Below are 26,777 nucleotides of genomic sequence, written 5' to 3' on the forward strand. Positions count from 1 at the left end.
AAAATGAAAAAAATGTTGTTGGTAGGTGTTGTTGGTCTGTCTGCCCTGCTGGGCGGTTGTGCAAACACCAGCGAACTGGAAACTTCCGTACAGAATCTGTCTAACAAAGTTGACCAACTGGCTCAAGATGTTAGCGCTGTTCGTGCTGATCAATCCAAAATGGCCGCTGATGTTGCTCAAGCCAACCAAGAAGCCATGCGCGCTAACCAGCGTCTGGACAACATGGCTACTTCCTACAAGAAGTAATTCATGCGAAAAAATGGCGCAGTCACTGCGCCATTTTTTTATGCCTAAAATTTGCCTCTCCCTCTGCTTTGCACTCCCTCTGCCCACCCTCTTGCGGGCACCAAGCTTTCGACAACAAGAGCCATGTCCTTCACCCAAGGGTGCCTGACATAGCCCGGTTGCACTTCATGTTGGTCGGTTATCAGTAGAGCAGGCTGTATAGTTTTCTTCTGAATCCCGATGCGGCCGGATGGGCCCCCATGGTGGCCAGAATGTCGAGGTAGGTCTTCTTGGCTTCCCCGAAGGCGAGATCACGCTGCAATATGCTCAGCAGCAGGGTCAATGCCTCTTCCTGACGTCCAGCCTGGTTATAGAGCACCGCCAGCTCCTGGGCGAGGGCAAAATCGGTCGGCGTCTGCTGATAACGTTCTTCCAGGGCGCGCAGCTCCGGGCTCTCCGCCGCCTGCTGCGCGAGGGCCAGCCGGGCATTGAGGGTCTGGTAGTGCTCATCCTGGGCGGCCATGGGGATCTGGGCTATCCGCTGCGCCGCCTCGTCGAGGCGATTGAGTTCGAGGGCGGCCTGGATCAGCCAGAGGTGGATATCGTGGCGATCCGCGGCGAGCTGATGGGCCTTGGCGAGCTGATCGTAGGCCTCCTCGACTCGCCCTTCGGCCAGATCCTGCTGTGCCTGCTTGAGCAGCAGCTCCTCTTCCTTGGGGGAGAAGGCGGCAAAGTAGCCGCGCAGGGTCGCCTCGTCCTGGGGGCCCTCCAGGAAGGCCTGCTCATCCGGGCGCCCTTGATGGAACAGCACCAGAGCAGGCAGGGCCCGCAGACCGAGCTGTCCGGCCAGCGGCTGCAGCTGGGGGTCGTTCATGTCCACCTTGGCCAGGGTCACCTGGGGATTGTTCTCGCCCACCAGCTGTTCGATGAGCGGCGTCATGCCCTGACACTCCGGCATCTGGGGAGCATGGAAGTAGATGACGACCGGTTTGTGCATGGACGCATCGAGCAGTTCATGCTGGAAATTCTGGGGATGGATGTCAACGATCATGAGGCTGGCTCTTTGCTAAGGGTTTTCATCAAGATGGGGTTGCAGCGCCACGATTTCAAGCTGTTCGTCGAGGCGATGCAGACGCACGTCATCCTGGCTGCCGGCGAGGCTGAGCCAGCCCCCCTGCCAGGGCCAGTCCTGCACCCGATAGTCGATCCCGTCGAGCCGATTGACCAGGCGCCACCCTTGCTGCGGCACGAACTCCACCTTATCCAGTCCGGCGGCGATGCCGCCACCATGAGCCTTGAGCACCGCCTCCTTGCGTGACCAGAAGCGATAGAAGCCGCTGGTCTGCTGCGCCTGGGGCAGTGCGGTCAGGTATTGATATTCGGCGGGGGCGAAGAAGCGCTGGGCGAGGGGGAGCGGGGAGCGTGCCCGGCGGCCGAGCTCGAGGTCGACGCCCATGGGGCCCTGCTCGCCGATGGCGATGGCCAGCCAGTCGCCGCTGTGACTCAGGTTGAAGTGGCAGCGCGGTGCCCCCTGGCTGGCGAGCATGGGCTTGCCGTGGGGGCCACTGCAAAACTGCAGTTTCTGCGGATCCTGACCCAGACGCTGGGCCAACAGCCGGTTAAGCACCACCCGGCTTATCAGAAATTCCCGGCGTCGACGGGGCTGCACCACGCCCTGCCACTGCAGGTGCTGAGTCGGATTGAGTTCGGACTCCAGCGCCTGCACCAGAGGAGGGGCCAGGGTGGCACTATTTAACAAAAACAGATCCGTTATCGTCATCATTATTCACTTAAGAAAGTCGATAAAACAGGGATAAATATCACTCAACAAGAGAGGTGGTGCGGCATGCTGGCATGGCATCTTGTCTGGTTGTCGTCACATCAATGCTGAAAAATAACGCATTTTATTGCAAGAATGTGAGCTTGATAGGGATTTTCACTTGCCTCGATAGAATACTTGGATATAGTCGAGAACTGTTGCATTTCATCAATAGCCTGCCAAAGGCTGTATTTTAACAAGTTTTAACATTTGCGGGGATAAAGGATTGCGTTACCTGATGCTGCTGCTGGTCTCGCTCGGCATGGTGGGTTGTGCCTCGGCACCTCAACCGGATGTCGCAAGCAAGATCGAAGTCTCCATGGTGGAGCCCGTGGTTGAACCGGAAGTCAACCAAACACCCGATGTAAATGAAATTCTGACCGTATTCAAAGAGTGGCGTGGTACCCCTTACCGTTTCGGTGGGACCAGTGAGCGCGGCATCGATTGCTCCGCTTTCGCCCGTGAAGTGTATCGCAATGCCGTGGGGATAGAGTTGCCCCGCGATACCCGCTCCCAGGTACACGAGGGAACCCGGGTGTCCAGGCAGGAGTTGGTCGAGGGGGACCTGGTGTTCTTCAAGATCAATCGTCGACTGAACCATGTCGGCATCTATGTGGGCAACGGCGAGTTCATTCACGCCTCGACCCGGGCCGGCGTCACACGTTCCCGGCTGGACAATCAGTACTGGCGCAACAAGTTCTGGCAGGCGCGCCGCATCGAGATCTAAGAGCCAGGCTGGACAAACCGCCCGCAGTACGGACCGTTTTTCCAACCTCACTCAAACCGGGCACTGGCGGCCCGGTTTTTCATGGCCCCCGTTTAGACTTTTGCCGCTCGACTCTCTATAGTGTGGGCCCGTTTTTTGTCAGACAGATCAGGCCTCAGATGACCAAAGAGACTCCCCTCAAGACCGGCTTGCACCCCCGCAATCGCCATCAGGCCCCCTATGATCTGGCGGCGCTCAGCCAGCGAACCCCCGAGCTGGCGCCCTTCGTGTTCACCAACGAGCATGGCTCTCGCACCCTGGATTTCGCCGATCCGGCGGCGGTCAAGGCGCTCAACCAGGCACTGCTGGCGCTGCACTATGGCATCCGCCACTGGGACTTGCCCGCGGGCTATCTCTGTCCGCCCATCCCGGGCCGGGTCGACTACCTGCATCACGTGGCCGATCTTGTCAGCGAGGGGCTGGGGGCGCCGCGCACCGGCAAGGGGGTGAGGGTGCTGGATATCGGAGTGGGGGCCAACTGCATCTATCCCTTGCTCGGCAGTCGAGAATATGGCTGGCGTTTCGTCGGGGCCGACATCGATCCCGTCTCGGTCAAGGCGGCCAGCCTGCTGGCGGCCAGCAATGGTCTGGGCAAGCAGATCGAGTGTCGTCTGCAGGCCGATCCCCGCCGGGTGTTTCACGGCATCATAGGGCCCAAGGAGCGCTTTACCCTGACCCTGTGCAACCCGCCGTTTCATGCCTCCCTGGCCGAGGCCAGCGCCGGCACCCGGCGCAAGCTGCGCAATCTGGGCAAGGGGGGAGAGGAAAAGAGCGAGGCACCCGTGCTCAACTTTGGTGGCCAGAAGGCTGAGCTGTGGTGCGATGGCGGCGAGGCCGCCTTCCTCGCCTCCCTGATCCGCGAGAGCCGGGAGTTTGCCGGCCAGTGCCTCTGGTTCACTTCCCTGGTGTCGAAGAAGGAGAATCTGGTGGCGGCCAGGCAGGGACTCAAGCTGGTGGAGGCCAAACGGGTGCGGGTGATAGAGATGAACCTGGGCAACAAGCAGAGCCGGATCCTGGCCTGGAGCTTTCAGGAAGACAACCGCTGGGCCGACTGAGCCAGCTCGCCAGCGGCCCCCGTGCCCTGCGGGGGCCGGCTTCAACTCCCCGGCGTCAGTCCCCTGAGGGAGCGGCCTTGACGCCGTGCCGCTGCCTATCGCCTCTTCATCCTCTGCCCAATCCGTCGCCTGGCGGTTGTCCATGAGGGCTGGTCCCTTTAGTGCCGGCTTTGTGATGGTGGGAGTGAACCGCCATCCCATGGCCTGCTGATGGCGCCAGCGGCTCCCTTCCCTTTCTGTATCCCCAGAGGCAAGCGCTTGCCTAGCTGGCCCAAGAATCATTCGCTCCTTTTCCCTTCATTTATCCCCGAAGGCAAGCGTTTGCCTGCCCGTGGCGGCTCGATCCCATGAGTCCCTGTGAGTAGTCACTCTCACGTCTGGTACAGTTGTACGCTGAGATTTTTTTGCACTTGCAGTTGAAACTTTCATAAAATAGCACTGGTTAGACCTGTTCACTGGTTAATTAGAGATAGGGATCGGTTAATGAAAGTGGTCGATTTTCTGAAGCGCAAGCGTGAAATCCTGGCGCAGCACCCCTTCGAGCTCAAGGATTGGCTCTCACCGGCTATCCGCGACTATTGGCGTGAGTTTCAGCAAAAAGCACACCTTCACCCCTTGCTGGGGCGGGTGCTTGACGCCCATGGTCAACCGGTTGCCGAGGTGGCGCAGCAGGGTGAGCAGCGTCAGGCCGTGAACGGTCAGGCCATGACCCCCCAGGCGCCGGCGATCGTCCTCGAAGGGGAGGCGGCCCTGGTGTTCGAGCGCCTGCAGGCCCAGCTCGGCGAGGAGACCCATGTCGGTGACTGGCTCCACATCAGCCAGCAGATGGTCAACCAGTTTGCCACCGTGACCGGCGATCACCAGTGGATACACACAGATCCCGAGCGCGCCGCCGCCGAGTCACCTTTCAAGAGCACCATCGCCCACGGCTTCCTGACCCTGGCGCTCCTGCCCAGGCTCACCGGCTCCGTGGATGAGGCGAACCCCGAGTTCCCCACGGCCCGCATGGTGGTCAACTTCGGCCTGGATCAGGTGCGCTTCCCCTATCCTATCAAGGTGGGCAGCCAGGTGCGCGCCCGCACCAGACTGATTGGCGTGACGCCGGTCAAGGGGGGACTGGAGCTGCTCAAGGAGATCAAGGTCGAGATCGAGGGTGTGCGTCGCCCCGGCTGTGTCATCGAGTCCGTGACCCGCCTCTACTTCTAAGGCTCCCCCGTCAGCCCGAGCACGTGTGGCGGCTGACGGTCTGCCATCGGCCCCGGGCCGAAGGGAAACAACAGGGCCAATCGGCCCTGTTTGCCATCTGGCAGAGGAGTGGGCACACTCTGCCCAGCTCCCATCGTCAGACAAGGTACTCCCCATGGCTTCCCACCTCGGCGCCCTCACCCTGCTGGTGGCGGATTATGATGCCGCCATCCACTTCTTCACCCAGGCCCTCGGCTTCACCCTGCTCGAAGACAGCGCCCTCGATGAACCTGGCAAACCCGGCAAGCGCTGGGTCAGGGTGGCCCCCTCTGGCCAGCCGGGTTGCGCCCTGCTGCTGGCCCGGGCCGCCAATGACGAGCAGCGCGCCCAGATCGGCAAGCAGGGAGGCGGGCGGGTGTTTCTCTTCCTCGAGACCCGGGATTTTTGGGGTGACTATGAGCGGATGTGCGCCGCCGGTGTCCATTTTTGTGAACAGCCGCGAGAAGAGGAGTACGGCACAGTGGTGGTGTTTGAGGACATCAGCGGCAACCGCTGGGATCTGCTGGCGCGCCGCGCTGACAGTCGCGATTGAAAACGTTTATTATCCTCTCTGTCATAAAGTCATAAAAATGTCATACAAACTTCTAATAATTGGCGCACCAATCTTCATGAGGAGAGAGAAGGGATATGGCAAAGCGAATACTGGTGGTCGAGGATGAGGCGCCGATCCGCGAAATGCTCTGCTTTGTGCTGGAGCAAAAAGGTTATGAAGCGATAGAGGCGGCGGACTTCGCCGACGGTCTGGCCAAGGTGTGTGAACCCTATCCCGAGCTGATCCTGCTGGACTGGATGATGCCGGGGGGCAGCGGCATCCAGTTCCTCAAGCAGCTCAAGCAAGACGAGATGACCCGCCAGATCCCCGTGGTCATGCTGACCGCCCGGGGCGAGGAAGAGGACAAGGTACGCGGCCTGGAAGCCGGCGCCGACGACTACATCACCAAACCCTTCTCCCCCAAGGAGCTCACCGCCCGTCTCCATGCCGTGATGCGCCGGGTCTCCCCCACCTCGGTGGACGAGGTGATCGAGGTGCAGGGGCTGAGGCTGGATCCCGTCTCCCACCGGGTCAGTGCCGAGGACAAGGCGCTGGACATGGGGCCGACCGAGTTCAAGCTGCTCCATTTCTTCATGACGCACCCGGAGCGGGTCTACAGCCGCGAGCAGCTGCTCAACAACGTCTGGGGCACCAACGTCTATGTGGAAGACAGGACGGTGGACGTGCATATCCGTCGACTGCGCAAGGCGGTCGAGGGGTCGGGCCACGACAGATTGATCCAGACGGTGCGCGGGGCCGGCTACCGCTTCTCCACCCGTCTCTAGGGCCCTGTGCTGCAATCTCACCCTGGCTGGCGGTGCCTGTTGCTATTGGCAGTATCCGGATGATCGGGCAATCTCATGCCTGCTGGGAGTGAGCCCTGCTCTTTGCTGTCTCTAGGAGATCTTAATGTTGCAACCTTATGCCTGGCGACGACAGTTGTGGCGGATGGCGTTTTTCTACCTGCCCTTCGCCTTGTTTGGCTGGCTGATGGAGAGCCTGACCCTCTGTCTGCTGGTGGCAACCTGTCTGCACCTTGGTTGGCACTACCGCTTCCAGAAGCGGCTCTCGGACTGGCTATGGCATGACCGCAGCCTGGTACCGCCGAGCGGCAGCGGCAGCTGGGAATACATCTTCAACGGCATCTACAAGCTGCAGCAGCGCCACCGGGCCAGGCGGCGCGAGCTGGCAGGTCTCATTCGCCGCTTCAGGGAGGGGGCCGAGGCCCTGCCCGATGCCGCCGTGGTGTTTCGCACCGACGGCAGCATCCTCTGGTGCAACCGGCTGGCGGAGCAGCTGCTCGGCTTTCGCTGGCCGGAGGATGCGGGCCAGCACATCGGCAACCTGATCCGTCAGCCCTCCTTCGTCAGCTACCTGGGCAAGGGGGACTATGATGAGCCCTTCGAGATGCACTCCCCCATCAATGAGGAGAAGTTTCTCGAATTTCGCATCATGCCCTATGCCGAGGATCAGGCCATGCTGGTGGTGCGGGACGTGACCCGGCTGCGCAGCCTGGAGAAGACCCGCAAGCACTTCGTGGCCAACGTCTCCCATGAGCTGCGCACCCCGCTCACCGTGCTCAAGGGGTACCTGGAGATGACGGAGGAGCCGCCGCCGCCCGCCATGTGGGCCAAGGCCCACAGGGTGATGATGGAGCAGACGGTGCGCATGGACAACCTGGTGAACCAGCTGCTGACCCTGTCGCGCATCGAGGCGGCGCCGGACATCGACCTGTCCCATCGGGTCGACATGCCGGCCATGCTCTCCCTGCTCGAGCAGGAGGCGCGGGCCCTGTCGGGGGAGCGTGCCCATGTCATCGAGTTTCTGGTGCAGCCGGATCTCTGGCTGCTCGGGGACGAGGATCAGCTGCGCAGCGCCGTGTCCAACCTGGTCTACAACGCCATTCATTACACGCCGCCGGGTCGCAAGATCCAGGTGGAGTGGCGCCGCCAGGGCAATCAGGCCCTGTTCGCGGTGAGCGACGAGGGGGAGGGGATCACCCCGGATCACCTGGCGCGGCTCACAGAGCGGTTCTACCGGGTCGACAAGGCGCGCTCCCGTCACACAGGTGGATCCGGGCTGGGCCTTGCTATCGTCAAGCACGCCCTGAGTCACCATGATACCCACCTCGACATCGATAGCCGGGTGGGGTTGGGAAGCCGCTTCAGCTTCCTGATCCCGGCGCGACTGGTGGTGGCCAAGTTGGCGATGGCGAAATAGAAGTCATTGAACATCAAGCGGTTGATGACAACGGGGAGGGCCACAGTGGTGACCCTCCCCGTTTTTATGCTTATCTGGCTGGCTGTCATGAAAGCGTCATGAACACGCCATAAATTTGTCACTGCCAGGTCGGATACTGGCGCCGTCTTAAAGAACGGACCTTCTGTAATTTTGGAGAGATTGGATGAAACTCAACAAATTGGCCAGTGTGATCGGTGTTACTGCGGCAGTGCTGTTTTCTGCCGGCTCTATGGCTTACGGCGTCGACAAGGATCTGCCTGAATATGCGCCGGTCAGCGGCATCTCGGGTAACTTGTCGTCCGTGGGTTCCGATACCCTGGCCAACATGATGACCCTGTGGGCCGAAGAATTTAAGCGCGTCTATCCGAACGTCAACGTTCAGATCCAGGCCGCAGGCTCCTCCACCGCCCCTCCCGCCCTGACCGAAGGCACTTCCCAGTTCGGCCCCATGAGCCGTGCCATGAAGTCCGGTGAAGAGGAAGCGTTCGAGAAGCGCCACGGCTACAAGCCGACCGCCATTCGCGTCGCCGTCGATGCCCTGGCCGTGTTCGTCAACAAGGACAACCCCATCAAGGGGCTGACCATGCAGCAGGTTGATGCCGTCTTCTCCAGCACCCTCAAGTGCGGCGAAGCCAAGGCTGCCAGCAAATGGTCCGACCTGGGTCTGGATGGCAGCTGGTCTGGCAAGGATCTGCAACTGTTCGGTCGCAACTCCGTCTCCGGCACCTATGGCTACTTCAAGGAGCACGCCCTGTGTGACGGCGACTTCAAGAGCGGCGTGAACGAGCAGCCGGGTTCCGCCTCCGTGGTGCAGTCCGTCTCCGCCTCCCTCAACGGGATCGGTTACTCCGGCATCGGTTATGTCACCTCAGGGGTGCGTGCCGTGCCGCTCTCCAAGGATGGCACCACCTTCGTCGAGGCAAGTGCCGACAACGCCATCACCGGCAAGTATCCGCTGTCACGCTTCCTCTACCTGTACGTGAACAAGCACCCGAACAAGCCGCTCTCCCCCATGGAGCAGGAGTTCGTCAAGCTGATCCTCTCCAAGGCCGGTCAGACCATCGTTGCCAAGGACGGTTATGTGCCGGTTCCGGCCAAGGTGGTCCAGGCTGATCTCAAGAAGCTGGGCCTGATGTAATAACGCCAGCGCTGCAAGCCTTGCCAAAACGAGCCCATCCGGGCTCGTTTTTTTTATGGCCGCAAGCGGCAGGTCATGTTGACCGACTTGCACCCGGTGCGCGCTTTCCCGAGAATAAGGCATTCTCCGTCACAAGGACTCCGTCGATGACCTCACTCCTCACCCAGGCAGGCCTGCTGGCCGCCGCCGGTCTGTTGCTCGGTGCCTGCGCCCAATCCCCCACGGGCCGCAGCCAGATGCTGCTCTTCTCCCCCCAGCAGATGAACCAGCTCGGGGCGGACTCCTTCAACCAGATGAAGCAGCAGGAGAAGCTGAGCAAGGACGCCAGGCTCAATGCCTATGTCTCCTGCGTCGCCAAGGCGGTCACCGCCCAGGTGCCGAGCAGCTATGGCATCAGCGACTGGGAAGTGGTGGTGTTTGACTCCAAACAGGTCAACGCCTTCGCCCTGCCCGGCGGCAAGATAGGGGTCTACAGCGGCTTGCTCGACGTGGCCAGGAACCAGGATCAGCTGGCCACCGTCATCGGTCACGAGCTGACCCATGTGCTGGCCCAGCACTCCAACGAGCGGCTGTCGCGCAGCCAGATCACGGGACTGGGGCTGGCGGCGGCGGACATCGCCCTCGGCACCAGCGAGTATCGCGGCGCCACCATGGCGGCGCTCGGGCTCGGGGTCGAGGTGGGGATAGCCCTGCCCTATGGCCGCGAGCAGGAGAGCGAGGCGGATCGGTTGGGGCTGGATCTGATGGCCCGCGCCGGTTTCAACCCGGCAGAGGCGATCCCGCTGTGGCAGAACATGGGGGCCGCCGCCGGGGGCAAGGCTCCTCCGGAGCTGCTCTCCACCCACCCGAGCAATGCGAACCGTATCGGTGAGCTGCGCGCCGAGCTGGCCACGGCGACCCCCCTCTATCAGCAGGCCCGCGCCGCCGGACTGACGCCCCAGTGCAAACGCTGACGGCGACCCTGCGCCTGGCCCGGCTGCAAGACGCCGCCGCCATGACGGTGCTGCAACGGGCCAGCTGGCTGGCGGCCTATGGCGAGGTGCTGGGCCCCGAGCTGCTGGGCGCGCTGGCACCCGGGGTCCACCTGCAGCTGTGGCGTCGGCGGCTCGCGGGGGAAGACCCCAAACCCATGCTGATCTGCATCGAGCAGAGGGTGATAGGCCTGCTCTACTGGCAGCATCAGGAAGGGGAGACCGGGCCCGAAGCCCATATCCGCGCCCTCTACCTGCACCCGGCCCACTGGCGCCAGGGCCACGGCAAGCGCCTGTGGCAGGCGGTGGCGATGCAGATGCGGCGAGCGGGGTTCGAGCGGGTCAGCCTCTGGCTGCTGGCGGGCAATCGGGTCGGGGAGGGGTTCTACTTGAGGCGCGGCTTTCGTTTCGACGGGGAGCAACGCACCCTGACTCAGCAGGGCCAGCCCTGCCTGCAGCGGAAAATGTGCCGCACGCTGTGACGGGCCGCCAGTTTTACGGTATGGGTCACTTTATTTTTTTTGCGAATTAATACAATGGCCCGCTCAGGACTAGCATCGTTTTCTCAAGCTGCAAGGGAGTGTGGGCATGTATTACGGTTTCGATATCGGCGGCACCAAGGTGGCATTCGCCATCTATGACGGCGCCTTGACCCTGTGTCACGAGGAGCGGCTGGGGACGCCGGGGGACGATTACGCGGCGCTGCAGCGGCTGATCCTCGACAGGGTGCTGGCGGCGGACAAGCGCTATGGCGTGCGCGGCATGGTCGGGATCGGCTTCCCCGGCATCCTCAATCGCAGCGACAAGAGCATAGTGGCCGCCAATCTGCCCTGCATCAATGGTCGTCATCTGGGGGCGGATCTGGGCGCCTTGCTCGATCGCGAGGTGCGGGTCGACAACGATGCCAACTGCTTCCTCTGGTCCGAGGTGCATCAAGGCGCCGCCGAGGGGACCGAGTCGGCCCTGGCGGTCACCATCGGCACCGGGATTGGCGGCGCCGTCTACCTCAACGGACGCCTGGTGCAGGGACGCAACTGGCTGGCGGGAGAGATAGGCCACTACCCGCTGCCCGGCACCATCCTGATGAAATACCCCGACTTGCCGCGCCCGCGCTGTGGTTGTGGCCGGCTCGCCTGCTTCGAGACCTATGCCTCGGGCACAGGTCTCGAACGCCTCTATCAGCAACTGAGCGGCGAGCGCGTCTCGGGCCAGCAGATAGTGGCCCGCTTCGAGGCCAGGGAGCCGAACGCCGTCACCACCCTGGATTGCTGGCTGGAGATCATGGCGGCGGGCCTGGCCACCGCCCTCTCCGTGCTGGATCCCGAGGTGGTGGTGCTCGGTGGCGGCCTGTGCGGCCTGCCCGCACTCTACGAACAATTGCCGCTGCGCCTGCCGGGGCATCTGTTGCCCGGTGTCGCCCTGCCCGAGATCCGCCAGGCCCGGTTTGGCGGCGCGGGCGGGGTGCGCGGCGCGGCCCTGCTTCATCTGTGAGACTCGACCACGGGTCTCACCTCACCCATCACGAGGAGATATCATGACCCGTCTCGAAGTCTGCATCGACAACCTGGAATCCCTGTTCATCGCCCAGGATGCCGGGGCCGATCGTATCGAGCTCTGCTCCGCCCTCGCCCTCGGCGGGCTCACCCCCTCCTATGGCCTGATGCAGCAGGCGGCGCGCCATGGCCGTGTTCCCATCTATGCCATGATCCGTCCCCGGGCCGGGGATTTCTGTTTTGGCGAGCTCGAGTTCGAGCTGATGCTGCAAGACATCGCCGCCGCTCGCGCCGCCGGCCTGCAGGGGGTGGTGGTCGGCCTGCTCGACCCGCAAGGGCGGGTGCCCGGAGACAGGCTGAGGCAACTGGTGGCGGCGGCCGGTCCCCTGGGGGTCACCTTTCACCGCGCCATCGATCTGTGCAGCGACTGGCGGGCGGATCTGGAGGTGATAGTGGGGGCGGGGTGCGAACGCATCCTGAGCTCCGGCCATGCCCCGACCGCCCTGGCGGGGCTGGAGACGCTGCAGGCCATGGCCCAGGCCCTGGCGGGGCGGGCCAGCCTGATGCCGGGGGCCGGGGTCAATGCCGACAATGTGCGCACCATATTGGAGTTCACCGGGGTGAACGAGGTTCATATGTCCGGCATGGGCTGGCGTGGCGGCATGGTACCCCATGGCGTCAACATGGGGACCTCGGACGATGGCCGGGTCAATATCACCGACGGCGCCAAGGTGGCGGCGGTGCGGGCCCTGCTGGACCGGGACTGAGAAAGGACTGGCGTGGCGGCATGGTGCCGATCTTCGCCATGGCGTCAACATGGGGACCTCGGACGATGGCCGGGTCAATATCACCGACGGCGCCAAGGTGGCGGCGGTGCGGGCCCTGCTGGATCGGGACTGAGAGAGGGCTGGCTGGGTCCGAGGCAGGGCGGGCGCCCTGACGGCAGCACCCGGGTAAAAACTCTGTTATCATTCCCGCTCTTTTGACACATGGACCCGGAGCAGAATCTCAATGTCCCAATACGACTCTATCGAACAGAAGGCCAGCTATGGCATCGGCCGCAACATGGGTGATCAACTGGCACAGCAAGCCTTCGCCGGTCTGGATATCCCCGCCCTGCAACAGGGTCTGGCAGATGCCCTGAACGGTCTGGAGTTCGCGGTCAGCCGCGACGATATCAATGACGCCTTCCAGGTGATCACCAGCCGCATGCAGGCCGAGCAGGAAGTGGCTGCCAAGGCCGCCGCCGCCGAAGGCGAAGCCTTCCTGGCCGATAACGCCAAGCGCGACGGCGTGCAGGTGACCGATTCCGGCCTGCAGTATGAAGTCATGGTTAAAGGCGATGGCGCCGTACCGGTTGCCGGTCAGTCCGTGCGCGTGCACTACCACGGTACCTTCACCGACGGTGGCGTATTCGACAGCTCGGTCGCCCGTGGCGAGCCGGCTGAGTTCCCGGTCACCGGCGTCATCGCCGGTTGGGTCGAAGCGCTGCAACTGATGCCGGTTGGCTCCAAGTGGAAGCTGTTCATCCCGCAGGATCTGGCCTACGGTGCCCGTGGTGCCGGCTCCATCCCGCCGTACTCTGCCCTGGTATTCGAAGTGGAGCTGCTGGACATCCTGTGATCCAGCCTGCTTGCTGCAAACGGCGACTCTGGGGTCGCCGTTTGTTTTTGGCCCGCGGCAAAGATGGGACGGATCTCCGCTTTTCGTTATAGTCGAACGAGCCAGGGGAGGAAGCCATGCCAGCCATTATAGAGGTCGTCGATCTCGTCAAGCATTTCGCCGGGGTCAAGGCGGTGGATGGGCTCAGTTTTGCCATAGCGGCGGGTAGCTGTTTCGGCCTGCTTGGTCCCAACGGGGCCGGCAAGACCACCACCATAGAGCTGCTGGAGGGGATCCTCACCCCGGACAGCGGCCGCATCCTGTTTCACGGGGCGCCGCCGGGGGCCGATTATCGTGGGCGCATCGGCATCCAGTTCCAGCACACGGCGCTGCAGGATTTCCTGACCGTGCGCGACACCCTGCGCCTCTTCTCCCGCCTCTATCCCCGGCCCTTGCCCCTCGAGCTGCTGATCCACCTCTGCGCCCTCGAGGATTTCGTCGATCGGGACAGTCGTCGCCTCTCCGGCGGCCAACGTCAACGGCTGCTGCTGGCCCTGGCCCTGCTGGGGGATCCCGAGCTGTTGTTTCTCGACGAGCCCACCACTGGGCTGGATCCCCAGGCCAGGCACCATTTCTGGGACAGGGTCAAGGCCATCAAGGCCCAGGGCAAGACCATAGTGCTGACCACCCATTACATGGACGAGGCGCAGCAGCTGTGCGATCGCATCGCCATCGTCGACCATGGCCATCTGCTCAGCCTGGATACCCCCCAGGCCCTGCTGGACCAGCATTTCGAGGGGGTGCTGGTGCGCCTGTCCGATCACCCCGCCCTGGCCAGTCTGGGGCTGCCCTGCACCCGGCAGGGGGGGCAGGTGGAGCTGGTCTGCCCCGACGTGGCGAGCCTGATGCCGCGCCTGCTGGCGTTGCAGGTGCCCCTGACCGGCATGCAGATCCGCTCCCCCAACCTGGAGGATCTCTTCCTCAAGTTGACCGGCCACAGCCTGAGGAGCGGCGCATGAACCAGGGCCTGACACAGAGGAGTCCGAGATGAGCGACAGCCTGAGGCGCATCGGCGCGCTTTTCCATGCCCGCAATCTGGAGTTTGTGCGCGACCGGGCCGCCCTGGCCTGGAATCTGCTGGTGCCTCTGTTGCTGGTGCTGGGGTTCTCCCTTATTTTCTCGGGCAATCAGCGTCCCCTGTTGCAGCTCGGGGTGGTGGGGCCCCTGCCTCCCGCCTATCAGGCCCTGGAGGCCATTCCCCAGCTCAGGCTGGTGGAGTACGAGAGCCTGGCCCCGGCCCAGCGCAAGGTGCGCCACCATCAGCTGGATCTGCTGCTCAACCCGGCCGGGGGCAACTACTGGGTGAATCCGGACTCGCCGGGGGGAGGGCTGGCCGAGTACCTGCTCAAGGGACACAGCCTGACCCCATTGGTGCGCGATACCCTGCCCGGCCAGGCCATACGCTATGGGGACTGGTTGCTGCCCGGAGTGATCGGCATGAACCTGATGTTCTCGGGCCTGTTCGGCGTGGGCTATGTGATAGTGCGATACCGCAAGAACGGGGTGCTCAAGCGGCTGAGGGCGACCCCGCTCAGCGCCGCCGAGTTTCTCTGCGCCCAGCTGCTGTCGCGCCTTGCCATCACCCTGGTGGTGAGTCTGCTGGTGTTTCTGGTCGCCCACTGGCTGCTGGGGGCCCCTCTGCTCGGCTCTGGCTGGCTCTTGCTGCTCATCGCCCTGCTGGGTGGGGCGGCCATGGCGTCCCTGGGTCTGCTGGTGGCGGCCCGCCTTCAGAATGAAGAGCTGGCCAGCGGTTTGCTCAATCTCATCAGTCTGCCCATGATGTTCTTGTCCGGTGTCTGGTTCTCCCTGGAAGGGGCGCCCCCCTGGTTGCAAGGGGTGGCGGACCGCTTGCCGCTGAGCCAGATCATCGCCGCGGCGCGGGCCGTGATGCTGGAAGGGGCCGGCTGGCAGGAGGTGGCGAGCCCCCTGGCCCAGATCGCCCTGTTTACCCTGGTCTGCGTCACCCTGGGTGCCGCCCTGTTCAGATGGAACGCCACATGAAACGACTGATGATCTCTGCTATGTGTCTTGCCCTGACGCTCACCGCCGACGCCGCCACCCTGCGCTGCAAGGGCGATCTGCTGACCGAGGGGGACAGCACGGCCCTGCTGCTGGTGCGCTGTGGCCAGCCCATGCTCAAGGAGGAGTTGACCCGCTATGAGGAGAACGGCTTTGGCGTGCGCATGACGGTCAAGTATGCCGAACGCTGGACCTACAACTTCGGCAAGAGCCAGTTCATGCAGTTCGTCACCGTCGAGAACGGGGTGATCACCGCCATAGAAGATGGCCCGCGCGGTCAGTGACCGGCGAGCCGAAAAAAATCAGATGGAAGCAAAGGACCAATAAGACTCGCGGAAGTTATCCCAACAGCTGGCTGTCCTGACGCAGGCTGCGAACTGCCCGGTTGACCCTCATCGCCAGGCTCAAGGTCTGCCGGCAACTCAGGCTCTCCAGATTGATCTCGCCCCCGGTAAATTCAAACTGGCCCATCTCCTCGACCATGAAACTGCCGCGGTGAAAACTCTTCACGTATCGCGCTATCTGGCGGGGGGACAAACTCTTGAACACCTTCATCACGACCATACCCTCTCGTTTGGACAGGGCACACTATGGCGTCGCGCCATGACAAAAATATGAATCATATGAGTCAGTTGTAATAAAAAACCTGCCCACTTATGGGGCAGGGCAAAAATAGCGGGAAAAATATCCACAGGGTTTGGCAGGGAAAGTTCGGTATGTTATTTGGTCAACATGGGTCTATTTTTTATTCATAAGGTGTATATCGAACCTGGGAGTGATGTTGTGCTGTTGCACCATTTCTGTGCCGGTTTGCACCGATTGACAGGCTTTTTTCGGGCTGGATAAGCTGCAAAAAAGTGAGGAAAGGGAGAGGGTCATCGGCGGGTTGCGCTGATGCCTGTTCGAGTCGAACCACAGGGAAGAGTGATATGAAACAGATACATAAGCTTGGTGTATTGGTTGCGTTGTCGCTGGCGTCAGCCAACGTCCTGGCCGAAGGGACCCTGGACACGGTCAAGAAGAAGGGGTTCGTGCAGTGCGGGGTGGGGGACGGCCTGCCCGGCTTCTCCAACCCGGATGCCAAAGGGACCTGGACCGGGCTGGATGTGGACGTGTGCCGCGCCGTCGCCGCCGCCGTGCTCGGGGATGCCAGCAAGGTCAAGTATGTCTCCCTGACCGCCAAGGAGCGCTTCACCGCCCTGCAGTCCGGTGAAGTGGACATGCTCTCGCGCAATACCACCTGGACCCTGACCCGGGATGCCTCCCTCGGTCTCACCTTCGCCGGGGTCAACTACTACGATGGCCAGGGGTTCATGGTCTCCAAGGCCCTGGGGGTCAAGAGCGCCAAGGAGCTTGATGGCGCCGCCGTCTGCATCCAGTCCGGCACCACCACCGAACTCAACCTCGCCGACTATTTCCGCGCCAATGGCGGCATGAAATACAGCGCCGTGGTGTTTGATACCTCGGATCAGACCGTCAAGGGATTCGAAGCCGGGCGCTGCGACGTGCTGACCTCGGATCAATCCCAGCTCTACTCCCTCAAGATCAAGCTCTCCAAGCCGGAGAACGCCATCGTGCTGCCGGAGGTGATCTCCAAGGAGCCCCTGGGACCCGTGGTGCGCCAGGGGGATGAACCCTGGTTCAAGGTGGTGCGCTGGAGCATGAATGCCCTGCTCAACGCCGAGGAGGCCGGGGTCACCAGTGCCAACGTGGATGAGATGCTCAAATCCACCAATCCCGATGTACGGCGTCTGCTGGGGCTCGAGGATCCCAAGGGCGGCGTGCTCGGCCTGGATGACAAGTGGGCCTACAACATCATCAAGCAGGTCGGCAACTACGGCGAGGTGTTCGAGCGCAACGTGGGGGCCGGATCTCCCCTCAAGATAGATCGCGGCATCAATGCGCTGTGGAATCAGGGTGGCCTGATGTACGCCCCCCCCATTCGCTAGCTGTGCGGGGGGCCAAGGCCCCCCGTTTTCCCTCTTGCCTTGGCTTTGTCGGAGTAAATCCCTATGGCGTCACATCCGCACGACCAGAGGAAAGCACAGGGCCGCTGGTGGTATGACGCGAAGGTAAGGGCGCTGATCTTCCAGTGTCTGGCCGTCGCGGCTGTCCTCGGTTTCCTGTTCTACATCATCAGTAATGCCCTGGCCAACCTGGAAGCCCGCGGCATCACCACAGGGTTTGGCTTTCTCGGCAACACGGCCGGTTTCGGCATCTTGCAGAGCCTGATCCCCTACGATGAGACCCACACCTTCGGTCGCACCTTCCTGGTCGGCCTGCTCAACACCCTGCTGATCTCCGCGCTGGGGATCATATTGGCGACCCTGCTCGGCTTCGTGCTCGGGGTGGCTCGCCTGTCGAACAACTGGCTGGTGTCGCGCATCGCCACCGTCTATATCGAGACCTTTCGCAACATCCCCCTGTTGCTGCAGATCTTCTTCTGGTACTTCTCCGTGCTGCGCACCCTGCCGTCGCCGCGAGACAGTGTGAGCCTGGGGGAGCTGGCCTTTCTCAACGTGCGAGGCTTCTACCTGCCCAAGCCCCTGTTTGAGGAGGGGTTTGGCTACGTGCTCTGGGCCTTGCTGCTGGCGCTGCTGCTGAGCTGGGGAGTTCGCAGCTGGGCCCATCGCCGCCAGGAGCTGACCGGCAAGGCATTTCCGGTCTGGCTCAGTTCCCTGGCGCTGATCCTGCTGTTGCCGCTGGTGACCTTCTGGCTGGCGGGCAGCCCCATAGGCTGGAGCCTGCCCACCCTGCAGGGCTTCAACTTCCGTGGTGGCCTGACGGTGCTGCCCGAGCTGGTGGCCCTGCTGCTGGCGCTGACCATCTACACGGCGGCCTTCATCGCCGAGATAGTGCGATCCGGCATCCTGGCCATCAGCCATGGCCAGACGGAGGCGGCCTCGGCCCTCGGGCTCTCCACCTCGAGAACCCTGCAGCTGGTGGTCATCCCCCAGGCGATGCGGGTCATCATACCGCCCCTCACCAGCCAGTATCTGAACCTGACCAAGAACTCGTCCCTGGCGACCGCCATCGGCTACCCGGATCTGGTGTCCGTCTTCATGGGCACCACCCTCAACCAGACAGGGCAGGCGATCGAGGTGATCGCCATGACCATGGGGGTCTATCTCGTCATCAGTATCGGCACCTCCATCCTGATGAATATCTACAACCGCAAGATGGCGCTGGTGGAGCGCTGAGGAGATCCCATGACACGCATCCAAGGCATCGCCTCTGGCCTCGTTCGGCAGATGAGAGGGGGGCGCCATGTACGTCAATGAGTTGCAAGAGGCACTGCCGCCACCCTCGGGTCGGCGCGGCCTGCTGGCCTGGCTGAGGGCCAACCTGTTTCCCAACTGGTGGAATGGTCTGGTGACCCTGGCGCTGCTCTATCTGCTGCTGCCCGCCATCTGGCATCTGATCGACTGGGCCCTGATCTCCGCGACCTGGAGTGGCAGCAGCCGGGCCGACTGTGGCCAGGAAGGGGCCTGCTGGCTGTTTATCGAGAGCCGTTTCGGCCAGTACATCTATGGCTTCTATCCGGTGGATCAGCGCTGGCGGGTCAACATCGTATTTGCTGGCATGGCGGGCTTGCTGGCACTGCTGATCTGGCCCAGAACGCCGCACAAGGGCTGGCTGGCACTCTTTACCCTGCTGGTGTTTCCCTGCATCGCCTTCGTGCTGCTCCATGGCGGCTTGGGGCTATCCCAGGTGGAGACCAACCTCTGGGGCGGTCTGATGCTGACCCTGGTGCTGGCGGTGGTGGGCATCGCCGTGGCTCTGCCTTTCGGCATCTTGCTGGCGCTGGGGCGCCGCTCCCACATGCCCATCATCAGCAGCCTCTCCACCGTCTACATCGAGTTCTGGCGCGCTGTACCGCTCATTACCGTGCTGTTCATGGCCTCGGTCATGCTGCCGCTGTTCGTGGCGGGAGAGGTGGAGTTTGACAAGCTGCTGCGGGCCTTGATCGGCATCATCATGTTCCAGTCGGCCTACGTGGCCGAGGTGGTGCGCGGCGGCCTTCAGGCGATCCCCAAGGGGCAGTACGAGGCGGGGGATGCTCTCGGGCTCTCCTACTGGAAGGTGATGGGGCTCATCATCATGCCCCAGGCCCTCAAGATCACCATCCCCTCCCTGGTGAACACCTTCATCGCCCTGTTCAAGGACACCAGTCTGGTGCTGATCATCGGCCTGTTCGACCTGCTGGCCATCTCCAAGGTGGCGCTGGCGGATCCGCAATGGCTCGGTTTCTCCACCGAGGCTTATGTGTTCATCGCCTTGATCTTCTGGATGTTCTGTTTTGGCATGTCCCGTTATTCCATCTACCTGGAGCGCAAGCTGCACACGGGCCACAAGCGTTAGGAGCTGTCGATTATGGAAAACAACTATGTGGTCGAACTCAAGGGTGTCAACAAGTGGTATGGCGAGTTCCACGTGCTGCGCAACATCAACCTCAGGGTGAGCAAGGGTGAGAAGATCGTCATCTGCGGTCCCTCTGGCTCCGGCAAGTCCACCATGATCCGCTGCATCAACCGGCTGGAGGAGCATCAGCGGGGTGACATCCTGGTCAAGGGGATGGCGCTCACCTCGGATCTCAAGAACATAGAGACGGTGCGGCGCGAGGTGGGCATGGTGTTTCAGCACTTCAACCTGTTCCCCCACCTGACGGTGCTGGAGAACTGCTGCCTGGCGCCCATCTGGGTCAAGCAGCTGCCGAGGCGGGAGGCGGAGCAGATCGCCATGACCTTCCTCGAACGGGTACGGATCCCGGAGCAGGCCCTCAAGTACCCGGGGCAGCTCTCCGGCGGTCAGCAGCAGAGGGTGGCCATCGCCCGCAGCCTGTGCATGAATCCCCAGGTGATGCTGTTTGACGAACCGACCTCGGCGCTGGATCCCGAGATGGTGCGGGAGGTGCTGGATGTCATGGTGGAGCTGGCCAACGAGGGGATGACCATGCTCTGCGTCACCCATGAGATGGGGTTTGCCAAGCAGGTGGCCGACAGGGTCATCTTCATGGACAGGGGCCAGATCATCGAGGAGAACGAGCCCGAAGCCTTCTTCGAACATCCCCAATCCGATCGCACCAAGCTGTTTTTGTCCCAGATCTTGCACAACTGAGGCGGGCATGGTGATCACGAGGGCGCCGACAGGCGCCTTTTTCATGGCCGGCACTGGCCCATGAGGGCGAGGAAAAGGGGGACGATGGCGGATCCGGCCAGGGGCCGCGCCATGTATACTGCGGCGTCAGCAGCATGTTTCGGAGAGCGGCAATGGAGTGGGTCGATGTAGTCGATGAACAGGACAATGTCATCGAAGTGGCGGATCGGGCGCGGGTGCGCCGGGAGAATCTGCGCCATCGCGCCAGTTACATACTGGTGCTGGGGGAGGGGGATCAGATACTGGTGCAGCGGCGCACCCTCGGCAAGGATTTCTGTCCCGGCATGCTGGACGCCTGCGCTGGCGGTGTCATGACGGTGGGGGAGCCCCCCCTGGCCAGCGCCTTGCGCGAGCTGGGGGAAGAGCTGGGCGTCTACGGGGTGGCGCTCCATGACCATGGTCGCTTCCTGGCCGAAGGGAGCCACTACCGGGTGTGGGGCTACCTCTACAGCTGCCGCTACCAGGGGCCGCTGCAATTGCAGGCCGAGGAGGTGAGCGCCGTGCACTGGATGAGCCTGACGGAGATCGCCAGCCGGGCCGCCGAGTTCACCCCCGACTCCCTGATAGCCCTCGCCCACTGGCAGGCGAGGGGCGGCGCCTGAGTCTAGCCTGCACGGCGCACGCATCTGGGGTAGACTGCGAGTCATCATTCACCGTCAGGAAGACCCATCATGATAGCCATTGGCCAGTCACTGCCCGCGGGCGAATTCACCTTCATCACGGACGAGGGCAAGCAGACCCTGGATACCCGGGCGCTGTTCGCGGGCAAGAAGGTGGTGCTGTTCGCCGTGCCCGGCGCCTTCACCCCCACCTGCTCCAACGCCCACCTGCCCGGTTATGTGGTGCTGGCGGACGAGTTCAACGCCCGGGGGGTCGATGCCCTCTACTGCCTCTCGGTCAACGATGCCTTCGTGATGAAGGCGTGGCAGGACGCCCAGGGGGCGCAGGCCATCACCATGCTGGCGGACGGCGATGCCGGCTGGACCCGCGCCCTGGGACTGGAGAAGGAGACGGGGGCCTTTGGCGGCGTGCGGGCCCAGCGTTTTGCCCTGATCGCCGAGGATGGGGTGGTCAGGGCGCTGCGGGTCGAGGCGCCGGGCAAGTTCGAGGTCTCGGATGCCGCCAGCCTGCTCGCCCTGGTGTGACGGTTAATCAGGGCTGAGTTAGCCCTTGAAAACCGGCTTTGCTCGGTTACACTGGCGCCGGCACGGCCTCAGGGCCGGCGTCCCCTGTTGATGCCGTGATGACCACGGCGCCCCCAAGCTCAACCCCGACTGGAAAAAAGACGTATGACCCTGGCTTTTGTTGCCCTGATTGCCGGACTGGCCCTGCTGGTCTGGAGTGCGGATAAGTTTGTCGATGGTGCCGCCGCCACCGCCCGTTACGCCGGCATGCCGCCCCTGCTCATCGGCATGGTGATCATCGGTTTTGGCACCTCGGCCCCCGAGATGGTGGTCTCGGCCCTCGCCTCCCTGCAAGGCAACCCCGGGCTGGCCCTTGGCAATGCCTATGGCTCCAACATCACCAATATCGCCCTGATCCTGGGCCTGACCGCCCTCATCAGCCCCATCGCCGTCTCCTCCCAGGTGGTGCGCAAGGAGATCCCCATCCTGCTCGGCATCACCCTGCTCTCGGGGGCCCTGCTCATCGACGGCCACCTGGGGCGCACCGACGCCCTGATCCTGGGGGGGGTGTTCGTGGTGCTGATGGGCTGGTCCATCTGGGCCGGGATCACCGGCAAGGGAGATGCCCTTGACGAAGACGTGAACGTGGAGATAGACAGCGAGGCCATGCCGCTCAAGAAGGCCATCTTCTGGTTGATCGTCGGCCTGGTGCTGCTGGTCGGCGCCTCCCGCCTGCTGGTGTGGGGCGCCGTGACCATAGCCCAGGCCTTTGGCATCAGCGACCTCGTCATCGGGCTGACCATAGTCGCCATCGGCACCTCGCTGCCGGAGCTGGCCTCCTCCCTGATGGCCATCAAGAAGAAGGAGCATGACCTGGCCCTGGGCAACGTGCTCGGTTCCAACCTGTTCAACACCCTGGCGGTGGTCGGCATCGCCGCCGGCATCGCGCCCCTGGATGTGGACCCAGCCGTGCTCTCCCGTGACTGGAGCCTGATGATGGGGCTGACCCTGCTGCTGCTGGTGATGTGCCTGGGCCGCAAGGGCCAGGGCCGCATCAACCGGGTGGAAGGGGGCTTGCTGCTCTGCGTCTTCATCGGCTACACCGGCTGGTTGCTGGCCAGCCAGTTCTGATCCGCGCCATGAGTGAAACGAAGAGGGGGAGCCATTGGCTCCCCCTCTTGCTATGGGCCGGTCCGTCTCAGGCGACGGCCACCAGCTTCTGGCCCTGGGCCGCGCTGTCGAGGATCAGGATATTGGCCTTGGGGAAGAAGTTGAAGGTGGAGGCCGAGGCCCAGGTGTAGGCGCCCATCACCCTGCCGATCACCAGCTCGCCGATCTCGAGGTCGGGCAGCATGATGCCGTCGCGGATCACGTCCACGCTGTCGCAGGTGGGACCGGACAGCACCGCATTGTGCAGCTCGCCGCGGGCATAGGGGGTGCTCACCGGGTAGGTGACGTGATCGTAGAGCTGGCCGTTGTAGCTGCCGTAGAGGCCATCGTCCAGGTAGTACCAGATCTTGTCGCCGCGGTGGGCCTTGCCCATCACGCTGGCGACCGAGGTCATGGCCGGCGCGCTGATGAAGCGGCCCGGCTCGGCAATCTTCTGCACGGTGGTGGGCAGCTTGGCCAGGGCGGCGCGGATCGGAGCGCAGAAGCCGTCGATGTCGAACTCGCCGCCATCATAGTCGACCGGGAAGCCACCGCCGATGTCCAGCACCCAGGGCTTGAGCCCGAGCGCCCAGGCCTGCTCCATGATGTCGCGGCAGGCATCGATGGCCTGTACGTGGCGATCGCTGTTGGGCACCTGGGAGCCGACGTGGAAGGAGAGTCCCATCACCTTGATCCCCTTGGCCTGGGCCAGTTGCAGCAGCGGCAGGGCCTGCTCCGGGGTGCAGCCGAACTTCTTGGAGAGATCGACCTTGGTGTGCGGATTGGGGAAGCTGACCCGCAGCAGCAGCTGCACCTCGTCCTTGTAGGGCAGGAATTTCTCCAGCTCCAGAGGATTGTCGTAGACGAAGACGGTGCAACCATACTCCAGCGCATAGCGGATATCGCTGTCGCGCTTGATGGGGTGGGTGTGGATGCAGCGGCCCGGCCGCACCCCTTGTGAGCGCACCAGATCCACCTCGCCATTGGTGGCCAGATCGAAACAGGCTCCCTCTTCCTTGAGCACGGAAACGACCGCCTCGTGGGGCAGGGGCTTGAGTGCATAGTGCAACCGCACCTCGGGCAGGGCGGCAGACAGGGCCCGATACTGGCGGCGCACGGCGGCCTTGTCGAGCAGCAACAGGGGGGATCCGAATTGTTCAACCAGCTGGCGGTAATCTTGTGCCACAAGGGTCTCTTTCATTGTCTTTTGATCATCCTTAGGGGGCGGGTCTGCCCTAGCCTTGGTTTGTTGAGACGGCAACGGCCGGCTCAGGCGAGCGGTCCGGAAGGGACCTATCCAGCAGGCTGCATAACATCCATGGTTACTGCTTGGATATGCGCGCAATTATCGGTTTATTGACTTGTCATGCAAGCATTTTGATTGGCTATGTCGGCAAGTTTTTCTGGTCGAGACGAAAGGGAAAATTGATATCCTAGGAAAAAAGAGAGGAGGAAGAGGGGGGAGGCGGGCTCTGATGAGAAGCGGTCTAACCATCTGATAATTAACAATCTATTTACGTTTGGCCGGATGTGGGGGCCAAGGGCGAAAAAATGGGATTGTTGCGAGACAGCTCACAATATTTTGGATTACTATGCCGCTTCCTAATCCAAAACTAGTTCGGATGAAGGTAGCAGGAGAGCGATGGGTAACCATCCACCGAAGAAGTGAATCTTTCAGGTACCGGGCAACCGGTGTGGACTGCTACTGGACGATACTCTGGAGAGACCCGTTCAATCGGGCGCCGAAGGAGCAAGGCCTTGTTTATCCATGATATTCAGGCCGGAAACTCTCAGGCAAAAGGACAGAGGGGATGGGATGGTTGTACCCGGGCCTTGCCCGCATCCGATCGCCTCTGGCGAGCACGGCTATTTGGGAAGATCATCCTTCTCCTCCTTAATTTATGTTTTTTAAGGAGGATGCATGTCATCAATTCACTCGGCGTTAACCGCCATCGATAGTTTTATCTGGGGCCCGCCCCTGCTGATCCTGCTGGTCGGGACCGGTGTCTATCTCACGTTTCGCCTCGGCCTGCTGCAACTGGTGCGGCTGCCGCTCGCCCTCAGGCTGGTGTTTGGCCGCGATCAGGGCCAGGGGCAACAGGGAGACGTCTCCAGCTTCGCCGCGCTGTGCACCGCGCTCTCGGCCACCATAGGCACAGGCAACATTGTCGGGGTTGCCACCGCCATCAAGCTCGGCGGCCCGGGCGCCCTGTTCTGGATGTGGATGGCGGCCCTGTTCGGCATGGCCACCAAGTACGCCGAGTGCCTGCTGGCGGTCAAGTATCGCCAGACCGACGCCAACGGCCAGATGGCTGGCGGCCCCATGTACTACCTGGAGAAGGGGCTCGGCTCCAGGCCGCTCGCCAGGCTGTTCGCCCTGTTCGGCATTGGCGTCGCCTTCTTCGGCATCGGCACCTTCCCCCAGGTCAATGCCATCTCAGACGCCATGAGCCTCTCCTTCTCGGTGCCCCGGGAAGCGACCGCCGTGGTGCTGACCCTGGCAGTGGCCCTGGTGACCCTGGGAGGCATTCGGTCCATCTCCAGCGTGGCCAGCAAGGTGGTGCCCTTCATGGCCATCTTCTACATCCTCGCTTGCGCCGCTGTGCTGGTGAACAACGCCGGCGCCCTGCCCGAGGCGGTGATGTTGGTCATCGACAGCGCCTTCACCGGCCATGCGGCCACCGGTGGCTTCGTCGGCGCCGGCATCATGCTGGCGATCCAGTCCGGGGTGGCGCGGGGGGTCTTCTCCAACGAGTCGGGTCTGGGCTCGGCCCCCATCGCGGCGGCGGCGGCCAAGACCAACTCCTGCGTGGAGCAGGGGCTGGTCTCCATGACGGGCACCTTCTTCGATACCCTGATCATCTGCACCATGACCGGCCTGACCCTGGTGGTGACCGGGGCCTGGAGCGGCGAGCTCAGCGGCGCCGCCATGACCAGCGCCGCCTTCGCCCAGGGGCTGGATGCCTGGATCGGCCAGTATCTGGTGAGCACTGGCCTCTTGTTCTTCGCCTTCACCACCATCCTCGGCTGGAACTACTACGGCGAGCGCTGCACCGAGTATCTGTTCGGGGTGAAAGCCATCAAACCCTATCGCCTCGTCTATCTGGCGCTGGTGGCGAGCGGGGCCTTCCTCCATCTCGATCTGATCTGGCTGCTGGCCGATATCGTCAACGGCCTGATGGCGGTGCCCAACCTCATCGGCCTCATCGGCCTGCGCCATGTGGTGATCGCCGAGACCCGGGCCTACTTCCGTCGGGACCGGGATAGAGAGCCCGAGTCCGAGCCGCAGACGGCCTGACCCTGCCTCTACACCACGCGGAAATGAAAAAGCCACGACCTCGGTGAAGTGAACCCCATTTATTGGACACATTAGTTGGCGGATGACATGGCCTGAGTTCGGTACTGTACCGGGCTCAGGCCGTTTAGTTTTACTTTGATCCGCTCGTGGTTGTAGTAGTGGATGTATTCATCCACCGCACGCTTCAACTGCTCTGTATCTTCGTATTCTTCGTTGAACCAGCATTCGCTCTTCAGCAGCCCAAAGAAGTTCTCTACCACCGCATTGTCCAGGCAGTTCCCTTTGCGTGACATGCTTTGCTTCACCTCCCTTGACGATAATCGCGTCCGATAGCTGGCCATCTGATATTGCCAGCCTTGATCCGAGTGCAGCACCGGCGCATCTCCTGGCTGTAATCTCGCCTGGGCCTCATCCAGCATCTTGTCCATCAACAGCATTCCCTGGTGCGTTGCCATCTGCCAGGCGATGATCTCGCTGTTATACAAGTCCAGCACCGGCGACAGGTACAGCTTCTGCCCTTTGAGATTGAACTCCGTCACATCGGTGACCCACTTCTGATTCGGGGCATCGGCGTGAAAATCACGCTGCAAGAGGTTCGGGGCGATATGGCCGTACGTCCCCTTGTACGACCGATATTTCTTGCGGCGCAGGTTAGAGGCAAGGTCCTGTTTTCGCATGAGTTTACGCACGGTTTTATGGTTGAGAGGGCATCCCTCATTGCGCAGCGCCAGGGTGATCCGCCGATAACCATAGCGTCCCTTGTGGTGATGAAACAGCGCCTTGACCCGTTGCGCTTCATGCTCATAGGTCACTGTGCGGGTACCCGATTTCACCTGCCAGTAGAAGGTGCTGCGTGGCAACCCGGCGAGATGCAGCAGCGTTG

At 62.5% G+C, this 26,777-nt stretch carries 29 protein-coding genes and 1 riboswitch; of the genes, 24 read left to right on the plus strand and 5 right to left on the minus strand.

What is annotated here, in order from left to right; translation table 11 throughout:
* Positions 1-3: 3 nt before the first annotated feature.
* Positions 4-246, plus strand: a complete 243-nt coding sequence (locus ACLHZ1_RS02015) for an Lpp/OprI family alanine-zipper lipoprotein (protein ID WP_041993569.1) — start codon at positions 4-6, stop codon at positions 244-246.
* 181 nt (positions 247-427) lie between these two features.
* Here ACLHZ1_RS02015 and ACLHZ1_RS02020 read toward each other — a convergent pair whose 3' ends face one another.
* Together ACLHZ1_RS02020 and ACLHZ1_RS02025 are read right to left on the minus strand one after the other, a co-directional pair.
* A complete protein-coding gene (locus ACLHZ1_RS02020) occupies positions 428-1,276 on the minus strand; it encodes a tetratricopeptide repeat protein (RefSeq protein ID WP_427260753.1) in 849 nt (282 codons plus the stop codon).
* A gap of 15 nt (positions 1,277-1,291) precedes the next feature.
* Entirely contained in the window at positions 1,292-1,984 is a 693-nt protein-coding gene (locus tag ACLHZ1_RS02025; protein ID WP_427260754.1) for a 4'-phosphopantetheinyl transferase family protein, read from the minus strand.
* 298 nt (positions 1,985-2,282) lie between these two features.
* Between ACLHZ1_RS02025 and ACLHZ1_RS02030 the strand changes: the two genes are divergently transcribed.
* The 15 genes from ACLHZ1_RS02030 (at position 2,283) to ACLHZ1_RS02100 (ending at position 15,450) form a co-directional block, all read left to right on the plus strand.
* Entirely contained in the window at positions 2,283-2,771 is a 489-nt protein-coding gene (locus ACLHZ1_RS02030) for a C40 family peptidase (protein WP_427260786.1), read from the plus strand.
* A 158-nt stretch (positions 2,772-2,929) separates the two neighbouring features.
* Positions 2,930-3,865 (plus strand): 23S rRNA (adenine(1618)-N(6))-methyltransferase RlmF, encoded by a 936-nt coding sequence (rlmF, locus tag ACLHZ1_RS02035; protein ID WP_427260755.1) that lies wholly within the window; start codon positions 2,930-2,932, stop codon positions 3,863-3,865.
* A 483-nt stretch (positions 3,866-4,348) separates the two neighbouring features.
* Positions 4,349-5,071 carry a MaoC family dehydratase gene (locus ACLHZ1_RS02040; RefSeq protein WP_427260756.1) on the plus strand — a complete coding sequence of 241 codons (723 nt, stop codon included), beginning with the start codon at positions 4,349-4,351 and terminating at the stop codon, positions 5,069-5,071.
* 154 nt (positions 5,072-5,225) lie between these two features.
* Positions 5,226-5,642, plus strand: coding sequence for a VOC family protein (locus tag ACLHZ1_RS02045; protein WP_427260757.1), 417 nt, complete (start codon positions 5,226-5,228; stop codon positions 5,640-5,642).
* A gap of 95 nt (positions 5,643-5,737) precedes the next feature.
* A complete protein-coding gene (phoB, locus tag ACLHZ1_RS02050; RefSeq protein ID WP_041993586.1) occupies positions 5,738-6,427 on the plus strand; it encodes a phosphate regulon transcriptional regulator PhoB in 690 nt (229 codons plus the stop codon).
* Between the two features lie 124 nt (positions 6,428-6,551).
* On the plus strand, positions 6,552-7,862 hold the full coding sequence (gene phoR, locus ACLHZ1_RS02055; RefSeq protein WP_408792412.1) for a phosphate regulon sensor histidine kinase PhoR: 1,311 nt from the start codon (positions 6,552-6,554) through the stop codon (positions 7,860-7,862).
* 184 nt (positions 7,863-8,046) lie between these two features.
* Positions 8,047-9,021, plus strand: a complete 975-nt coding sequence (locus ACLHZ1_RS02060; protein ID WP_427260758.1) for a PstS family phosphate ABC transporter substrate-binding protein — start codon at positions 8,047-8,049, stop codon at positions 9,019-9,021.
* A gap of 146 nt (positions 9,022-9,167) precedes the next feature.
* Entirely contained in the window at positions 9,168-9,974 is an 807-nt protein-coding gene (locus tag ACLHZ1_RS02065; protein ID WP_408792410.1) for a M48 family metallopeptidase, read from the plus strand.
* A gap of 41 nt (positions 9,975-10,015) precedes the next feature.
* Positions 10,016-10,474 carry a GNAT family N-acetyltransferase gene (locus tag ACLHZ1_RS02070; RefSeq protein ID WP_427260787.1) on the plus strand — a complete coding sequence of 153 codons (459 nt, stop codon included), beginning with the start codon at positions 10,016-10,018 and terminating at the stop codon, positions 10,472-10,474.
* A 106-nt stretch (positions 10,475-10,580) separates the two neighbouring features.
* On the plus strand, positions 10,581-11,483 hold the full coding sequence (locus ACLHZ1_RS02075) for an ROK family protein (RefSeq protein WP_427260759.1): 903 nt from the start codon (positions 10,581-10,583) through the stop codon (positions 11,481-11,483).
* A gap of 43 nt (positions 11,484-11,526) precedes the next feature.
* Positions 11,527-12,252, plus strand: a complete 726-nt coding sequence (locus ACLHZ1_RS02080) for a copper homeostasis protein CutC (protein ID WP_427260760.1) — start codon at positions 11,527-11,529, stop codon at positions 12,250-12,252.
* A 244-nt stretch (positions 12,253-12,496) separates the two neighbouring features.
* Positions 12,497-13,108, plus strand: coding sequence for an FKBP-type peptidyl-prolyl cis-trans isomerase (locus ACLHZ1_RS02085; RefSeq protein WP_041993599.1), 612 nt, complete (start codon positions 12,497-12,499; stop codon positions 13,106-13,108).
* A 116-nt stretch (positions 13,109-13,224) separates the two neighbouring features.
* Positions 13,225-14,106 carry an ABC transporter ATP-binding protein gene (locus ACLHZ1_RS02090; RefSeq protein ID WP_427260761.1) on the plus strand — a complete coding sequence of 294 codons (882 nt, stop codon included), beginning with the start codon at positions 13,225-13,227 and terminating at the stop codon, positions 14,104-14,106.
* Between the two features lie 28 nt (positions 14,107-14,134).
* Positions 14,135-15,148: an ABC transporter permease gene (locus tag ACLHZ1_RS02095; protein WP_427260762.1), complete on the plus strand. Its 1,014-nt coding sequence runs from the start codon at positions 14,135-14,137 to the stop codon at positions 15,146-15,148.
* The gene (locus ACLHZ1_RS02100) at positions 15,133-15,450 is read left to right on the plus strand and encodes a DUF2845 domain-containing protein (protein WP_427260763.1); all 318 of its coding nucleotides are present in this window, start codon (positions 15,133-15,135) and stop codon (positions 15,448-15,450) included. Before ACLHZ1_RS02095 ends, ACLHZ1_RS02100 begins: the two co-directional genes overlap by 16 nt.
* 55 nt (positions 15,451-15,505) lie before the next feature.
* Here the strand turns inward: ACLHZ1_RS02100 and ACLHZ1_RS02105 are convergent, their stop codons facing one another.
* Entirely contained in the window at positions 15,506-15,721 is a 216-nt protein-coding gene (locus ACLHZ1_RS02105; RefSeq protein WP_111873885.1) for a DUF1107 family protein, read from the minus strand.
* 374 nt (positions 15,722-16,095) lie between these two features.
* Between ACLHZ1_RS02105 and ACLHZ1_RS02110 the strand changes: the two genes are divergently transcribed.
* From ACLHZ1_RS02110 to ACLHZ1_RS02140, 7 genes are all read left to right on the plus strand, one after another.
* Positions 16,096-17,115, plus strand: coding sequence for an amino acid ABC transporter substrate-binding protein (locus ACLHZ1_RS02110; RefSeq protein ID WP_427260764.1), 1,020 nt, complete (start codon positions 16,096-16,098; stop codon positions 17,113-17,115).
* 63 nt (positions 17,116-17,178) lie between these two features.
* A complete protein-coding gene (locus ACLHZ1_RS02115) occupies positions 17,179-18,366 on the plus strand; it encodes an amino acid ABC transporter permease (RefSeq protein WP_427260765.1) in 1,188 nt (395 codons plus the stop codon).
* A gap of 67 nt (positions 18,367-18,433) precedes the next feature.
* Positions 18,434-19,528, plus strand: a complete 1,095-nt coding sequence (locus ACLHZ1_RS02120; protein WP_427260766.1) for an amino acid ABC transporter permease — start codon at positions 18,434-18,436, stop codon at positions 19,526-19,528.
* A gap of 12 nt (positions 19,529-19,540) precedes the next feature.
* On the plus strand, positions 19,541-20,284 hold the full coding sequence (locus ACLHZ1_RS02125) for an amino acid ABC transporter ATP-binding protein (protein WP_408792397.1): 744 nt from the start codon (positions 19,541-19,543) through the stop codon (positions 20,282-20,284).
* A 152-nt stretch (positions 20,285-20,436) separates the two neighbouring features.
* Positions 20,437-20,925, plus strand: coding sequence for an NUDIX hydrolase YfcD (yfcD, locus tag ACLHZ1_RS02130; RefSeq protein WP_408792395.1), 489 nt, complete (start codon positions 20,437-20,439; stop codon positions 20,923-20,925).
* 69 nt (positions 20,926-20,994) lie between these two features.
* The gene (locus ACLHZ1_RS02135) at positions 20,995-21,468 is read left to right on the plus strand and encodes a peroxiredoxin (RefSeq protein WP_427260767.1); all 474 of its coding nucleotides are present in this window, start codon (positions 20,995-20,997) and stop codon (positions 21,466-21,468) included.
* A 144-nt stretch (positions 21,469-21,612) separates the two neighbouring features.
* A complete protein-coding gene (locus ACLHZ1_RS02140; protein WP_427260768.1) occupies positions 21,613-22,578 on the plus strand; it encodes a calcium/sodium antiporter in 966 nt (321 codons plus the stop codon).
* A 67-nt stretch (positions 22,579-22,645) separates the two neighbouring features.
* On the opposite strand, the gene ACLHZ1_RS02145 is transcribed toward ACLHZ1_RS02140, so the two are convergent.
* Positions 22,646-23,797 (minus strand): type III PLP-dependent enzyme, encoded by a 1,152-nt coding sequence (locus ACLHZ1_RS02145; RefSeq protein WP_427260769.1) that lies wholly within the window; start codon positions 23,795-23,797, stop codon positions 22,646-22,648.
* 506 nt (positions 23,798-24,303) lie between these two features.
* Positions 24,304-24,412: riboswitch (glycine riboswitch) on the plus strand.
* A gap of 105 nt (positions 24,413-24,517) precedes the next feature.
* Here ACLHZ1_RS02145 and ACLHZ1_RS02150 point away from each other — a divergent pair.
* On the plus strand, positions 24,518-25,894 hold the full coding sequence (locus ACLHZ1_RS02150; protein WP_427260770.1) for an alanine/glycine:cation symporter family protein: 1,377 nt from the start codon (positions 24,518-24,520) through the stop codon (positions 25,892-25,894).
* Between the two features lie 71 nt (positions 25,895-25,965).
* Here ACLHZ1_RS02150 and ACLHZ1_RS02155 read toward each other — a convergent pair.
* The coding region (locus ACLHZ1_RS02155; protein ID WP_427260772.1) for an IS3 family transposase at positions 25,966-26,777 on the minus strand (812 nt) is incomplete at its 5' end.

The sequence above is a fragment of the Aeromonas sobria genome (assembly GCF_050266975.1).
Classification (GTDB): Bacteria; Pseudomonadota; Gammaproteobacteria; order Enterobacterales; family Aeromonadaceae; genus Aeromonas; species Aeromonas sobria_B.